The following is a 15,944-nucleotide window of genomic DNA, read 5'->3' on the forward strand; positions in this document are numbered from 1 at the left end:
TCGGTAGAAGTTTCTCGTTCGACTTGCATGTATTAGGCACGCCGCCAGCGTTCGTCCTGAGCCAGGATCAAACTCTCAACTAAAGTTCAAGTTTGTGACTCATTATTATTTGTTGCTAGCGAATTGACTTCGCAAATGTTTGTTAGACCAAAAGGTCTAGCCTGCACATTTGATTATCGAAACTTTGTTCAGTTTTCAAAGGTCTACCTTGTTGCTGAAAGGCTATCAGCAAGTGATTAACTCAATCAGACAACTATAATAATATATCAAGTTCGAAACAAAATGTCAACATAAAATTTCATCTTTTTTTAAGATCAAACGCTATACCAATATGTAATCGAACCGGCCAACATAGAATAACAATCTTTTTTGGCGCAAGAAACAGTATACCAGCTATGCATTGTAATGTCACTAAAAAAATCAAAAAATGTTCTGAAAAATAAAAAAACAGCTGTAACCTGCAATGTAGCAAGTTTCAGCTGTTAACTGATTAATCCTGTTCTGTACTTTCTGGCCGCATTGTTGGAAACAAAAGAACGTCTCGAATAGATGGTGCATCTGTTAATAGCATAACTAAACGATCAATTCCGATACCCAATCCACCAGTTGGCGGCATACCGTATTCTAATGCTTCCACAAAGTCTTCATCAATGCCCTGCGCTTCGTCGTTACCAGCAGCACGTTCAGCTGCTTGTGCTTCAAAACGTTGACGTTGATCAATCGGATCATTCAATTCCGTAAAGGCGTTGGCATACTCATTGCCCAAAATAAATAATTCGAACCGATCAACAAAACGATCATCATCTTTATTCTTTTTAGCTAAAGGTGAGACTTCAATTGGGTGTCCATAAATAAAGGTTGGTTCTTTAAGTGTGTCTTCAACAAATTCATCAAAGAACGCATTAATAATATGCCCAACTTGCCAATAAGCTTCATAATGTACGCCATGTTCATCGGCAATTTTCCGAGCCGCTTCTAAGGACATCTTAGGCCAAAAATCAACGCCAGTCACAGACTTGATCGCATCCACCATATGGATTCGTTTAAATGGCTTATCTAGATCGACCGCTTCACCTTGATAGGTAACTTTACCAGAATCATCAACTGCCTTGGCAGCCTGCCGAAAAATACCCTCAGTCTCATCCATAACATCAGTAAAATCAAAGTATGCCGCATAACTTTCTAATTCGGTAAACTCAGGATTATGCTTTGTATCGATACCTTCATTACGAAATACGCGGCCGATTTCGTATACACGTTCCATCCCACCAACAATCAGTCGCTTCAAATGTAATTCCAAAGCAATCCGTAAATAAAGGTCAATATCCAATGCATTATGGTGTGTCACAAAAGGCCGGGCAGCAGCGCCACCAGCTTGCGTATGCAGTACTGGTGTTTCTACTTCTGTAAACCCATTTTGATTCAAATAAGTCCGAACTGCGTTAATAATTTTGGTACGTTTCATGAAACGCTCAAAACTATCTGGATTGGCAATCAAATCCAAATAACGCTGCCGATACTTTTGTTCTACGTTAGTTAGACCGTGATATTTATCTGGTAATGGCCGTAATGCCTTGGATAGAAAAGTGACATGTGTTGCTTTGACCGTCAACTCTCCCGTATCCGTCCGCATAACTTCACCTTCAACACCTAGAAAATCACCCAAATCAGAACGCTTAAAAATGTGATAGTTTTCTTCACCAACAACATCCTTACGCACATAGATTTGAATTTTTCCTGAACGATCATGGATATCCGCAAATCCAACCTTGCCCTTACCACGTTTCGTTTGCATTCTGCCAGCAATCGTCACGACAATTGGGTGTTCTTCTAATGTTTCTTTGGATTGCGCACCATACTTCTCTTCCAAATCACGAGCCAAATCCGAGCGCTCAAAACGATGTCCGAAGGGGTCAATGCCTTCATCAATGAGTTCTTGCAGTTTTTCCCGCCGAACTCGGAGTTGATCGTTCATCTCTTTACTTTCATTCTTTGCCAATGCATCCCACTCCTAAATATATAGATTTAATGTACAGCTTTTTGCTGTTCCCGTGCTTCTGTTTGTGTAACAAAATCATCCAAGATATCGATAACTTCTTGACGCGTCATAACTGAATTCACTTTTGCTCGCGTTTTCGCAGCACGCGGAATGCCTTTGAGGTAATAGGCTGCCTGCTGTCTAAATTCAGGAACAGCGATTTTTTCACCTTTTAGGTCAACTAGACGGCCCAATTGTAGCTTTGCAGTTTCGATTTTTTCTCTAGGTGTTGGTTCGGGCAGTAACTCACCATCTTCAATATAAGCCAGCATCTGCTTGAGAACCCAAGGATTGCCCAAAGCGGCGCGGCCGACCATAACAGCATCCGCGCCAACTTCATCCAGCATACGTTTAGCATCCTGAGGTGTTCGAACGTCACCATTACCCATGAACGGGATCGTTAACTGCGCACTCACTTTCGCTAAAAGGTCCCAATCAGCATGTCCTGTATACATCTGTTTTCGTGTCCGACCATGCATTGCTAAAGCACTGGCGCCCGCCTCTTGTGCAGCTAAAGCATTCTCAACCGCTAAGATATGATCTTCATCCCAACCGGTACGCATCTTGACCGTAACCGGTTTGTGTACATTGCTAACAACGGCTTTTACCATCTCATAAACTTTGTCAGGATCTAATAACCAACGTGCGCCGGCATCAGTCTTAACGACTTTGTTTACTGGGCAGCCCATATTAATATCAATAATATCGGCACTGGTATTTTGATCGATGAATTCAGCTGCTTGCACTAAAGTTTCTTTCGTACCACCAAAAATTTGGATACTGATTGGGTGTTCATTAGGGTCGACAAATAACATGCTCATTGTTTTTTGGTTATGATGCATGATGCCACGATCACTGATCATTTCACAGACAACAAGTCCGGCACCAAACTCTTTAGCGGTAATTCGAAATGCAGCATTGGTAATACCTGCCATAGGCGCAACCACAATCTGATTTGGAATCGTTACGTCACCGATTTTCCACTCCACTATTCATTGACCTCCTAGTCAAAAAGTTCACACTGATAGCAACAATCCTAACACAAAACAAGGTTCTATATCAAAAAAATTAACCTTCACTCTGGACGATCAGCGCCTGCAAATCAGCAACGGAATATTCATACTTATTACCACAGAACTTACAAACTGCTTCAGCGCCGCCATCTTCATCAATCATTTTTTGCAATTCATTTTTGCCAAGCGATACCATGACGTCGCCAAAATGTGCCTTTGAACAATCACATTTAAATTGTACTGGCATTTGCTCAAGGATTTTGAACTGATGCTTGCCTAAAATACGCTCAATGATTTTCTCTGGGGTATCTCCTTGACGCAACAGCTCAGATACCAGTGGCAGATCGCGAATATTACGTTCAATTTGACTTAATTGTGTTTCATCAGCGTTGGGTAAAACCTGAATCATAAAGCCACCGGCAACGCCAATGGTATTATCGGCGTTAACAAAAACGGATAAGCCGACTGCTGATGGAATCTGCTCGGATTTTGCTAAATAATAAGTAAAATCCTCACCTAATTCCCCAGAAACTAAGGGTACTTGTCCAGTAAAAGGTTCTTTTAAACCTAAATCTTTAGTCACACTGAGCATGCCTTTGGTGCCAACTGCACGACGTACGTCGATCTTGCCCACCGGATTCAAAGGTAAATTCACTTGAGGGTGCTGCACGTAACCTTTAATATCGCCATTAGCATTGCCATCCACGACAATTGCCCCTACAGGTCCATCACCAACAACTCGAGTCGTCAGCTTCTGTTCACCCTGCAATGTAGCTGTACTGATCAATAAGGTACCTACCATTGAACGTCCCATGGCTGCTGAAGAAGCACTCCAAGTATCATGACGTTGCTGGGCTTCTTGAACTAACTCAGTGGCATCAACGGCGTAGGCCCGCAATAATCCATCATTACTAATTGCCTTAGTTAAATAATCACTCACGTTTTACGACACTCCTATTTTCTTTGTCATCTAAAATAACGACCTATCATTCTAATTGTATACAAAAAAATTGAGACAACCAACATTGTCTCAACTTTTGTAAAAATTTCAATCTTTTTTAATTACTGCTCATTTTTAGGATCATGCTCTGAATCATCATGTGTTGCTGTTTCAGATGGTGTATCTGTCTTTGAATGATCAGTCTGTGGTGATTGATCCGCAGACTTCGAAGTATCAGACTCGGTTTGCTTAACTTCAGTATCTTCAGATGCTTGTTTGTGCATATCTTTTGCTTCAGCCGCTTTTTTAGCTTCTTCAAAAGTGGCTGCACTTTCACTTGGAAATTCATCTGTTGATTCGTCAGCTGGCATCTTACCCGTATTATACAGGCTGAGAATTTGCTTCTCATTAAGCGTTTCATACTTCAGCAATGCTTCAGCAATAGCTTTATGTTGATCACGATGAGATTCGATAATATCATGAGCCTTTTGGTGGGCTTCATCAATGATCCGCCGAACCTCATTATCAATAGCTGCTGCTGTATCTTGCGAATAAGCTGGACCTTGGCCATATTCAGCACCAACGAACGGTGCCCCACTACTCTCAAGGGCAACTGTCCCAAGTTTAGTGGACATCCCATATTGGGTGACCATGCTTCGAGCAATTTGAGTCGCTTGTTCAAAGTCATTAGATGCCCCACTAGATTCGCTATTAAAGATGATTTCTTCAGCTGTACGACCACCAAGCAACCCAATAATCTGTTCATTAAGTTCCTTTTTAGTCATCAAGAATTGATCATCTTTAGGTAGCATGATCGCATAACCGCCTGCGCGACCACGAGGGACAATCGTTACTTTACGAACAACCCGTGAATCACTTAAAACTAAACCGATAATCGCATGTCCAGCTTCATGATAGGCAACCATGTGCCGCTCTTTCGGTGCAATCACGCGATCTTTTTTGGCTGGCCCAGCAATCACACGATCTTCTGCCTCATCGATATCAGAAGCATCTATCTTGGTCTTACTACGCCGTGCGGCAACTAAAGCCGCTTCGTTTAACAAGTTCTCCAAGTCAGCACCAACAAAACCAGGTGTTTGATGTGCAATTTCTTTCAAATCAACATCATTCGCAAATGGTTTGTTTTTAGCATGGACTTTCAAAATTGCTTCCCGGCCTTTAACATCAGGACGGCCAACTAAAATTTTACGGTCGAAACGCCCAGGACGCAGTAACGCTGGATCCAGTACATCTGAACGGTTGGTTGCGGCAATGACAATAACGCCTTCATTACCAGTAAATCCATCCATTTCAACTAACAATTGATTCAACGTTTGTTCACGTTCATCATGACCGCCGCCAAGTCCAGCCCCACGCTGCCGACCAACGGCATCAATTTCATCAATGAAAATGATCGATGGTGCGTTTTTCTTAGCATTTTCGAATAAATCACGGACACGACTGGCACCAACACCGACAAACATCTCTACAAAATCTGAACCAGAAATCGAGAAGAATGGCACGCCAGCTTCACCAGCAACGGCACGTGCAAGCAGAGTTTTACCAGTACCAGGAGGGCCCTCAAGTAAAACACCTGCTGGGATACGAGCGCCTAACGAAGCAAACTTCCGTGGATCTTTCAAGAATTCGACAACTTCGACCAATTCTTGTTTTTCTTCTTCGGCACCAGCAACATCAGAAAAACGAACTTTGTTCTTCTTAGGGTCTTGTGGTTTAGCCTTGGATTTGCCAAAGTTCATTACCCGACCATTGCCGCCACCACCTTGTCCTGCTTGCCCCATCATCATGTATAGGAAAACGAACACAAGGATGAATGGCAAAATCATGGACAAAATCGTCAGCCATAGACCAGACTGTGACTCCTCACTGGTATTGATAGCCACATTATGCCTTTTAGCCGATTGATTGATCTGTGAGACTAATGAATCAGATGATAGAACAGTCGTACTAAAATTTGATGCGGTGCTATTGCTCTTACCGGAAAGTAGACCAAAGCTGTTATTATTTTGTTCTATCTTTTGTGGTTTGCGGTAAGCCCCCGTCACTTTGTAAACACCATTAGATGGTTGAATTGAGAAAGATTTAACTTTATTATCTTGTAAATCTTTCACAAACGTCGAGGAGCTTACAGTTTGTGACGTTGCTTGATTATTGTTATTCCCGACAAACCAGCCGACAATCGCAATAATGACCACAAAAATAAAAATGTAAAACAGACTATTACCAAATAGTCCATTTTTTTTATTCTTCATACGGTACCTCCTATTTTGTTTTGATCAGTCTCTATAAAATGCATGATAGCACAAACCTTGAAAGCTGACGAATGATTTAATTTTCATAAATTTCAGGTTTTAAGATACCTATATAAGGTAAATTGCGATATCTTTCGGCATAGTCTAGTCCGTAGCCAACCACAAAGGCATCTGGCACGCTAAAACCGACATAATCAGCACGAACATTCTTGATGCGGCCTTCTGGCTTGTCCATTAAAGCACAAATGGCCACTGAATTTGCGGCTCGAGTTTCAAACAACTTGATCAAATAATCCAGCGTCCGACCACTATCAACAATATCCTCAACAATAATAATATCACGCCCAGCAACAGATGTATCCAGATCCTTAAGAATTTTAACCTCGCCAGAAGAAACTGTAGCGTCCCCATAACTAGATACATCCATGAAATCTACTTCCACAAAATCATCGATTTCGCGAATAAGATCCGTCATAAAGATAATGGCGCCCTTTAAAACACCAATCATCAACGGGTTCTTGCCGGCATAATCTTGCTTGATCTGAGTACCAAGTTCCTGAACTTTCGCGGCAATGGTTTGTTTTGAGTATAAGACCTCAAGTACATCATTTTGCATGCAATTACTTCTCCTTAGGCTTTTGCTGATAACACAATATGAATTTCATTTTATCAGTTCCGCTGGATCGAAACAATTGAAAGGTACGGAAATTTGGAATCCATAACAATTGTTTTTGGGACCAAAACAGCCAGAAACCTTGACGTTGACTTTGGGGCACGTGCGCATCAATAAACAATTTTTTAAGCTTGCCATGATGCCCATTCGCCAATAAATATTTATCACCAGGCAAACGATGCCTAACCACGATTGGCAAATCTGCCCCAGTCAGCTCGATCGGTCTCATGATAATTCCTGATTGGCTACGTTGCATTTGTCCTTGATTAGATGCAAAGACGCCCACGCGTTCAGTCGCAGAAATTTGGTGCCAACGATTTAATTTTAATGCAATTACAGCATCATTACGTGGCACTTGAGACTGATTTTTTTTGATTAAATAATGATCATAAACTTTTCTAAAAATCAACTGATCTGCTAAGTTCAAAGTTGCTTGCGGCCGCACTTGATCGATTAATGCCACCATTTCTTGGAGCTGGCTTTGCTTTAAGCCAGCTTCGGGAAAACAAATCTGCCAAGCGAGGCGTAACAACTGTTTTTGTATCCCTGGTGCAAATGTTTGTAGTTTTTGTACTTTACCAGTGATCGCCCCAGCCGTAACTTTAATTTGTGCACGTTCAAAAAGAACAGGTGCGAATGTCTTTTGTAAAGCTAACACATCGGTTAGGTCTTCATTAAATTGATTGATATGTTGATTAAACCGAGGATTTTCTGATTTTAACTGTGGGATCACATGATGCCGCAAACGATTGCGAAAATACTGGTCACTAGCATTAGTTTCATCTTCAAAAAAATGTAGGGCCCGCTTTTGCGCATAAGTCACTAACATTTGCTTCGTATATCCCAACAACGGTCTTACCAATCGGCCACTTGCAAAGATCCGCTGTGACTTTAAGCTATTGATCGCCGATAATTCACCAGAACGCGTAAGGTTCATCAAAACTGTTTCTGCTAAATCATCACTATGATGTGCTGTTACCAAAATATTATAATGCTGCTGCTGCATAACTTCCGCAAAAAACTGATAACGGAATTGACGCGCTGCATTTTCGACACCAGACTTAGGGTGCATCTCCGGCAGCCAATCAGCTTTAAAAAAGCGAATTTGATGCTGCTGCAGATAGTCACTGAGGTACTCGGTTTCAAGTACACTCTGAGCGCGTAAATGATGGTCCACATAAACTACCGCAAATTTTGGCCGCTGCGGCGTGGGCAAATGACGCACTAAGTCTAACAATACCATGGAATCAACACCGCCAGAAACTGCAAGAAGCAAGCGGTCCGTTCTCGTCCAGAGTCTTTCTTGCTGAATATGCTGCTCAAAGTGATTCTGCAAATCGATCACGTCATAATCACCTTCCATCTCTAAATAAACGAGTTTAAACTCAATGGTTAAGTAAGCAAATAAAAAGACGGTCTCACAACAAAAATCTTGTCATGAACCGTCAGTACAAATTGGGCTATCACTGATACGTAACTTGTAGAGTCCTGATCAATTTGTTGGTGTCGAGTCTAGCTGCGACGACCGCCACGACCGCCACGTTTACCTTCAGTATTACGTTTAAGCGATGTTAAGCGATCTTCACTTTCCTTCAAAAAGCCAGACAACAATGAATCAAAATCCTTACCATTGTTATTACTGTTTTTTGAACTGAATTGATTAGAGCTGGAGCTACGATGTCCTTGTGATCTGTGTTGCGGATGACTATGGGTGTGCGTGTTCGTGTTATTGGTAGCCGCAACAGGGTTTGGTTTGTCCTGAGCTTTACGAATCGAAAGACCAATTTTACCATCTTTCATGGAAAGCACTTTGACTGTGACCTCATCACCAACTGCCAAAACATCATGAATATCCTTGACATAGCTATCAGAGATCTCACTAATATGCACTAAACCAGTTTGATGATCACCTAGATCAACAAACGCCCCAAAATTTGTAATCCCTGTAACCTTGCCCTTAACTTTCGCGCCAATTTCGATCGACATAAAACTGAAAAGTCCTCCTTAGTTTGTGTATCAATAAGTATAGCATTTAGAGAAAAGTGTTCAACCCTAAATAATAAAATTTCTCACATCAAAACCAAATCCAGAAAATAGATAGGCCAATTATTTAAACCCACAAAAGGCCTAAGTGCTAATAAGCCGCAGCAGCATAGACCATTACAAAATTAATTTTGAGGTTTATCACCAGGCAAGCTAAAAATAATTTCGCCTGGTTTAGAGTAGTAGTACTTTTCTCGAATGACTTTTTCCAAATAATCAGCATTATTCAATTGCTGTACATTTTGCTTTAGATCTGTATTCTGTGTTTGAGCTTTCTGTAGTTGTGTCTTACTCATTTGCACCTGACTTTGAAGCTGTTGGGTATTCCGATGGGTTTGAAAAATCTGTAGCCCCAGAAAAGCCGTCACAATACTCAAAAGAATCGCAATCAGATAAAGTCGTCGCTTATGCACTTGTCGAACATATTGTTTACGGCGATCATTGATATTTTTTAAAGTTTGTATTTTTGTAAAATCGTTATTCAGTGATTTTACGTTTTCCGAATCCATATTCTTCTCAATCATGGCTAATTCTCCCGAAATACGTTCATACTTATAAAAAACAGTATAACGCACTCAGAATTTTCAATGAAACGGCTTTAAAAATCTTTAGATAAAATTATCATTTTGCCGATAATTTTCTGAAATCGTTGTATACATTTCAGCCGCATCTTCTTTTTTAGTCGAATCTCTGAGATTATTGACTTTTAAAACTAACGTACGATTGCCAAACCGAATCTCTAATTGATCGCCAACGGCCACTTCACTAGAAGATTTCGCAACCTTATCGTTGATCAGGATTCGCCCTTGATCAGCAATCTGCTTAGCAACTGGCCGCCGCTTAATAATCCGTGACACCTTTAAAAATTTATCTAACCGCATGAGTCATCCTCCTCAAAACTTATGTTTTTTAGTCTGCCAATGGCGCAATAATCGGCCAACATAAGGCAAAGCTAACCATTCTCGTGTACTCAATACCTGTAATTTTACCATAGCGCCCAAAAATACCAAGATACCACCAAAAATACCGACTAAAGTTGTGATGCCAGCCCCAACTCGATTATTGGGCAACCATAACTGCAAATAAACGGCTAATAACAAGACAACGCCGCCCATGATGAGCACTGCTAACAATAGTCGAAAAATAAAATTATGGTTGAAGACGGCCTGCTTCAAATAAGTTGGTGTCCGTAAAAATAAAATAAAGGCGATCCAACCTAACGCAATAATTGTGACGAAGCTACTTCCAGCAATGCCAAACACACGCGTGAAAATTTGATTAAACATCAATTTAATTATAAATCCAGATAATAAGGCTACCGTTGCAACCTTAAAATGATCTAAGCTCTGCAAAACACTACTAAAAACGTTGATTAAAGCTACTAGCATAATACTAACCATATAAAGCGCCAAAGTCAGACTACCTTGGCGATCGCCAAAAAGAAGCTGGTTGATCCAAGGCATCAACACAATCAACCCAACGCTAGCCGCCGCTGATAAGACCAAAGCTAGGTGCACAAGCTGTTGGGTCACTTTGATAAAAAGCACTTTTTTATTCGCTTGGCGGGCATTACTCAGAGCAGGCAGTAATGTCGTCACAAAAGCCATGGTAACGACCAAGCCCATCTGAACTAACGGTTGGGCTCGGTCATAAATACCCTTTAAGTTATAAGCCAGCTGATTGGTTTGACCGCTTTCGATCAACCCTTTAGTCACCGAAAAAGAGTCCAATAGCTGAAAGATAACCATGGTTGCTGAGAATAATGCAATCGACCCACCCTCCAGCAAAAATCGTTTGGTCAAGTGTATATAACGCAATTGTTCTAACGCTTGTTCAGCAATCGTAGGGCTAAGCTGCGATGGCTGTTTAAATCGACAATAAGCTGGCAGCATCACGGCTAAAGCGATTAGTCCACCTAGAAACGCGCCGCTCATCGCCACAGTGCCCATCTTATAGTAGCTCCAATGATGATGCACAAATAAACTCGCCGCAAGTAAAATCACACCAACACGAACGAGCTGCTCTACCACTTGAGAAATGGCTGTGGGCCGCATGTCAAAAGTGCCCTGGAAATAGCCTCTGAGTACAGACAAAAAAGGTGTTAGTAAAAACATAAAAGCAACTGTTCGAATCAAGCTTGCTAGCTGACCATCCCCCATAAGTTGTGCAATAGGGCCCGCTTGCAAATATAATAAGCTAAAAATACCAAGGCTTAGGATACTGATCAATACAAAACTGCGCTTTAAAAGGCGCTGTCGTAAATCAATATCAGCCTGTTCGGCAACTAACTTTGAAATAAAATTAGGTAGTCCAGATAAGGCTAATGTCATACCGATCCCATAAATTGGATAAACCTGCTGATACACATAAAAACCCGTATTGCCAACTAAATTTTGAAAGGGAATTCGGTACACGGCACTAAGTACTTTCGCAATTAATGCTGAAACTGAGAGCAATAAAGCCCCCCGCATTAAATTTTTCGCAGAATTTTTGGGCATAAATTTCTCCCTTATCGGTTAGAAACGCTACTTATTTTTAACGGCTGCACCATCACTGACCTGTTGCGCTAATCCAGCAACAAAAGCAACAATTTGTGGCAGCCAATCATCTAGCCCCATCTTGGGCTGAATCGTTAAAATAACTTTAATATCTTTTGTCTCATCTTGGACACTAGCATGGAGTTTTGTCTTAGCCAGAGCTTTGAAAACCCCCTCACCCTTAATGAGAGCAAAGCCCTGTTGCGATAAAACAACCGTAACTTTTTGAGCTTGTTGATTGACGTTGGTTACCAAAGCTTGATCAGCTGCCATTTTCAACTCAGCAATCTGCAACAGCCGCTTCACTTCAATCGGATAATCCCCAAAGCGGTCGATCAAGTCATCTTCAATGGCCTCAATGTCTTGAGCGGCATCAATTTGACGGATACGTTTATACATCTCAATTTTTTGCTGTTCATCTTCAATATAGTCTGAAGGAATATAAGCTTCAACTTTGAGATCAATTTCACTGTCCGTTCGCTTGACGGCTGCATCACCTTTCTTCTTAGCTACAGCTTCAGATAACATCTGTGAATAAAGATCATAGCCGACACTATCAATAAAGCCGTGCTGCTGGGCGCCTAACAAATTCCCGGCACCACGAATGGAAAGATCGCGCATCGCAATTTTGAAACCTGAGCCTAGCTCAGTAAAGTCCTTAATAGCTTGTAGTCTTTTTTCACTCACTTCGGTCAAAACCTTGTCAGGCTTATAAGTAAAGTAAGCATAGGCCACCCGGCTGCTGCGACCGACTCGTCCCCGCAGCTGATACAGTTGTGATAGGCCATAATGATCCGCATTCTCAACAATCATTGTATTTGCATTGGGCATGTCGATGCCAGATTCAATAATCGTCGTTGCCACCAGCACGTCCGCCTCGCCATTGACAAAACTCATAATGACATTTTCCAGTTGAACTTCAGTCATCTGACCGTGGGCATAAACAATAGTTGCTTCGGGAACCAACTGTTGTAATTGGTCAACAACGCGTTCAATATCACTGACTCGGTTGTGTAAGTAAAACACTTGTCCGTTACGTTCAATTTCACGTTTGATGGCTTCCCGAATTGCCCCAGCATTTTGTTCCATAACATACGTCTGAATTGGGTAACGATTGGTGGGCGGTGTTTCAATGACAGACAAATCCCGAACCCCCACCATCGACATGTTTAACGTTCGGGGAATTGGTGTCGCCGTCAAAGTCAACACATCAATGTTTGCCCGCAACTGTTTGATTTTTTCTTTGTGCTTAACGCCAAACCGCTGCTCCTCATCAATAATTAGCAAGCCTAAATCACTAAAGCGCACGTCTTGTGACAGCAGTCGGTGTGTACCGACCACAATATCAAGCTGACCGTTCTTTAACTTCTTAAGCGTTTCGGTAACTTGAGCTCGACTTTGAAAGCGAGATAACACCCCAATATTTACCGGAAAGTCAGCAAAACGCTGGGTCATAGTTTCAAAGTGCTGCTGCGCTAAAATCGTAGTTGGCACTAAGAAAGCCACTTGTTTATTATCTTGAACAGCCTTAAAAGCAGCCCTTAAAGCGACTTCCGTTTTGCCAAAACCAACATCACCCACCAATAAACGGTCCATCGGCCGACTCCGCTCCATATCATGCTTGATTTCAGCGACACTACGCAGTTGATCAGCTGTCTCCGTATAAGGAAAAGCCGCTTCAAATTCATGTTGATAAGCATTGTCAGGTGAAAAAGCAAACCCCTTCTCGGATTCACGTTTGGCATAAAGTTCGATCAAATCATCCGCAATATCTTCAATCTTTGAGGCCACACGCCGTTTCGTCTTTTGCCATTCGGTCCCGCCTAGCTTATTGATGTGTGGTGCTTTACCTTCAGAAGCCACGTATTTTTGAACTAAATTCAACTGTGTAACTGGGATAAATAATTTGGCATTGTTTTGATAAAGAATTGTTAGATAATCACGATGTACCCCATCGACTGCCATAGTCTGCGTACCCAAAAACTTACCGATCCCATGATTAACATGGACCACATAATCGCCAGGCTTTAAATCATTATAGCTTTTGATACGTTCCGCATTATCAATTGCTAACGAGCGTACTTTTTTCTTAGGCGGTTGGTTAAATAATTCGGTCTCCGTCAAAACAACGGTCTTTTGGTCGATCTGTTCAAAGCCAGACTGTAGTTGGCCCAATGTTAATTGGATCTTATTAGGTTTAATTTGATCAGCTTCAACAATGACACTGTTGATTTCAAAATCTCTAAAAGTGCTGGCGACCTTTTCTAGCCGAGTCGCCTGATCAATCAAAACAACTACCGTAGCTTCACTTTTAGCCCAGTGATCCATTTCTGTTTTGACCATGGGCATCTGACTGAAGAATTTCTGTGGCACGCGGGCTTTTAAGTTGACGATTTCATCTAACCGTAAGCGGCCCATCCCTTTTTGGAATAATGAGAGGTAGACACGTGGCCGTTGATCTTTCTTTAATTGCTTTATAAAATCGGCTTCCAAGGGTTCAACACGTAAAATATCCCCATTTTCTAACAATTGCGTCTGCCAGTCAGCAGCTTCTTGCTCACGATTTCGGCTTTGTTCCAAAATCCGCGGATAGTCATCTAAGATGAGGGTGTCGGCCGACGCAAAATAATCTAGTAACGTGCCCATTTGAACTTGAAGTTCATTTAAAAATAAACTTAATCTATCTGGCCGCCCACCACTATCTAACAAATCGATCACTTGCTGAATTTTCTGCTGTAAATTCTGCTGGAGCTGTGGCTCGGCTTCTAATTCTGGTAAACGTTGTGCCAGTTGTTTGGTCAAGCGTTCAGCAGCCGCTTGTAATTGTGTGCTGGTCAGCATCAGATCCGTAGCAGGTAATAATTGCAGCTGCTCCAAATTTTCCACACTGCGCTGGGTTTCGGGATCAAAAGAACGCAGGCTATCCACATCAGTATCAAACAACTCAATTCGATACGGTAAGCTGGCATTAATTGGAAACACATCAAAAATATCCCCACGAATCACAAATTCACCGGGAGAGGCAACTAATTTTTGGCGCACATAACCCATAGCCACCAAATCCTGCGCTAATTGCGTCAGATCAAGCTGGCTTTGCATATCGATCATAATAGCCCTTCGCGTAAATTGATCAGGTTTTGAAACATACTTTTGAACGCCAGCTAATGTGGTTAAAACAATGGTTGGCTGTCCAGTCGTCAAGCGCGCCAACGCTTGAATCCGCTGGGACAAGGCTTCCGGTGAACTAGGTCCTACTTCAGCGGCCAAAACTTCAGCGGCGGGAAAGACTTGTACTGCGCCTTCACCGACCAGACCAACCAAATCACTATTCAAATACTCGACTTGCTGCTGATTGGCAGTCACATACAAAATATTCTTGTGACTTTGTTTTAATAGACCAGCCAACCAAACGGATTTGGCTGATCCCTCTAAGCCCGTGACGAGCTGGCGACTGTCTAGAGTTAAAGCACCAGCCACCTGACTGATCTGACCCGCCTGGTCGAATAAATTTATTAAATCCAAGTCAATAGCCTCCTTTTAGCCATTGAAACGATTCATAATGTCGTTGGCCGAATGACCATCCAGCCAACTAATCGCTGCTTCAGCGGCCCGATCGAAGGCAGCTAGCATGATTGGTAAGTCATCCTTATTAAAAGGGGTCAATACCCAATCCACCACTTTACTGCGATCAGGATGTTGAATGCCAACTTTTAACCGATTAAATTGTTCCGTTTGCACAGCGGCGATGATACTTTTGATACCGTTATGCCCCCCAGACGCACCTTTGTCTCTAAAACGTAACTTACCCAGCGGCATATCCATATCATCTTGAATCACAAGCAGATCACTCGGCGCCATTTGATAATAATGTAATAAGGGCCCAACAGCACGGCCTGAATCATTCATATAAGTTAATGGTTTAACTAAAAATACTTTTTCACCATTATAAATAAATGACGTAAACTGTGCTTCAAAATCTTGTTTACTCAGTGTCTGATTCAACCGTTTGCTAAGCGTATCGACCACCGTAAAACCCACATTGTGTTTCGTACGGTCATATTTTTTGCCTGGGTTACCCAGGCCGACGATCATTTTCAAAATAAAGCCTCCATCAATAATTAGCTGCAAAAAATTTAACCTTGTAGTTCAAGCAAATTAACGTTTTATTTCTAGCCATTCTTTATTTTTACTATACGCTAGAAGATAATGCACCTTGTTTGTTTATAAAATAGAACTCAAATAGACACGAAACACCTCATGGCATCTGTTTCGTGTAGCTACTTAGTATACCATATCTCATATAAAATGGCCGCCTAACGTATGACGCCATATTTGCTAGTCATACCAACGATCAAACTCTAATAAGTCGCCTATTGGGGCTGAAATAAAATTACTATTTTACCTTTAACCACTTGTTTATTACGCAT

At 41.7% G+C, this 15,944-nt stretch carries 12 protein-coding genes and 1 rRNA gene; all 13 read right to left on the bottom strand.

Going from position 1 to position 15,944, the window contains the following annotated elements; translation table 11 throughout:
- Positions 1–83 (bottom strand): 16S ribosomal RNA (locus FHQ08_RS04295); the annotation flags it as partial.
- A 407-nt stretch (positions 84–490) separates the two neighbouring features.
- Positions 491–1,999: a lysine--tRNA ligase gene (gene lysS, locus FHQ08_RS04300; RefSeq protein ID WP_407929180.1), complete on the bottom strand. Its 1,509-nt coding sequence runs from the start codon at positions 1,997–1,999 to the stop codon at positions 491–493.
- 26 nt (positions 2,000–2,025) lie between these two features.
- Positions 2,026–3,027: a tRNA dihydrouridine synthase DusB gene (gene dusB / locus FHQ08_RS04305; protein WP_330166067.1), complete on the bottom strand. Its 1,002-nt coding sequence runs from the start codon at positions 3,025–3,027 to the stop codon at positions 2,026–2,028.
- A gap of 79 nt (positions 3,028–3,106) precedes the next feature.
- Positions 3,107–3,991 (bottom strand): Hsp33 family molecular chaperone HslO, encoded by an 885-nt coding sequence (hslO, locus tag FHQ08_RS04310; protein ID WP_230913166.1) that lies wholly within the window; start codon positions 3,989–3,991, stop codon positions 3,107–3,109.
- 122 nt (positions 3,992–4,113) lie between these two features.
- Positions 4,114–6,264, bottom strand: a complete 2,151-nt coding sequence (ftsH, locus tag FHQ08_RS04315) for an ATP-dependent zinc metalloprotease FtsH (protein WP_230913167.1) — start codon at positions 6,262–6,264, stop codon at positions 4,114–4,116.
- A 76-nt stretch (positions 6,265–6,340) separates the two neighbouring features.
- Positions 6,341–6,880 carry a hypoxanthine phosphoribosyltransferase gene (gene hpt, locus FHQ08_RS04320; RefSeq protein ID WP_230913168.1) on the bottom strand — a complete coding sequence of 180 codons (540 nt, stop codon included), beginning with the start codon at positions 6,878–6,880 and terminating at the stop codon, positions 6,341–6,343.
- Between the two features lie 4 nt (positions 6,881–6,884).
- Positions 6,885–8,300 (bottom strand): tRNA lysidine(34) synthetase TilS, encoded by a 1,416-nt coding sequence (tilS, locus tag FHQ08_RS04325; protein WP_230913169.1) that lies wholly within the window; start codon positions 8,298–8,300, stop codon positions 6,885–6,887.
- Between the two features lie 149 nt (positions 8,301–8,449).
- Entirely contained in the window at positions 8,450–8,923 is a 474-nt protein-coding gene (locus tag FHQ08_RS04330) for a S1 domain-containing RNA-binding protein (RefSeq protein WP_230913170.1), read from the bottom strand.
- Positions 8,924–9,105: 182 nt separating this feature from the next.
- Positions 9,106–9,504: an FtsB family cell division protein gene (locus FHQ08_RS04335; RefSeq protein WP_230913171.1), complete on the bottom strand. Its 399-nt coding sequence runs from the start codon at positions 9,502–9,504 to the stop codon at positions 9,106–9,108.
- 84 nt (positions 9,505–9,588) lie between these two features.
- The gene (locus tag FHQ08_RS04340; protein WP_230913172.1) at positions 9,589–9,861 is read right to left on the bottom strand and encodes an RNA-binding S4 domain-containing protein; all 273 of its coding nucleotides are present in this window, start codon (positions 9,859–9,861) and stop codon (positions 9,589–9,591) included.
- Positions 9,862–9,873: 12 nt separating this feature from the next.
- The gene (locus FHQ08_RS04345; protein WP_230913173.1) at positions 9,874–11,478 is read right to left on the bottom strand and encodes a putative polysaccharide biosynthesis protein; all 1,605 of its coding nucleotides are present in this window, start codon (positions 11,476–11,478) and stop codon (positions 9,874–9,876) included.
- 27 nt (positions 11,479–11,505) lie between these two features.
- The gene (mfd, locus tag FHQ08_RS04350) at positions 11,506–15,030 is read right to left on the bottom strand and encodes a transcription-repair coupling factor (RefSeq protein ID WP_407929182.1); all 3,525 of its coding nucleotides are present in this window, start codon (positions 15,028–15,030) and stop codon (positions 11,506–11,508) included.
- Between the two features lie 24 nt (positions 15,031–15,054).
- Entirely contained in the window at positions 15,055–15,615 is a 561-nt protein-coding gene (gene pth, locus FHQ08_RS04355; protein WP_230913174.1) for an aminoacyl-tRNA hydrolase, read from the bottom strand.
- Positions 15,616–15,944 lie beyond the last annotated feature (329 nt).

The organism is Agrilactobacillus fermenti (assembly GCF_021030645.1).
GTDB lineage: Bacteria > Bacillota > Bacilli > Lactobacillales > Lactobacillaceae > Agrilactobacillus > Agrilactobacillus fermenti.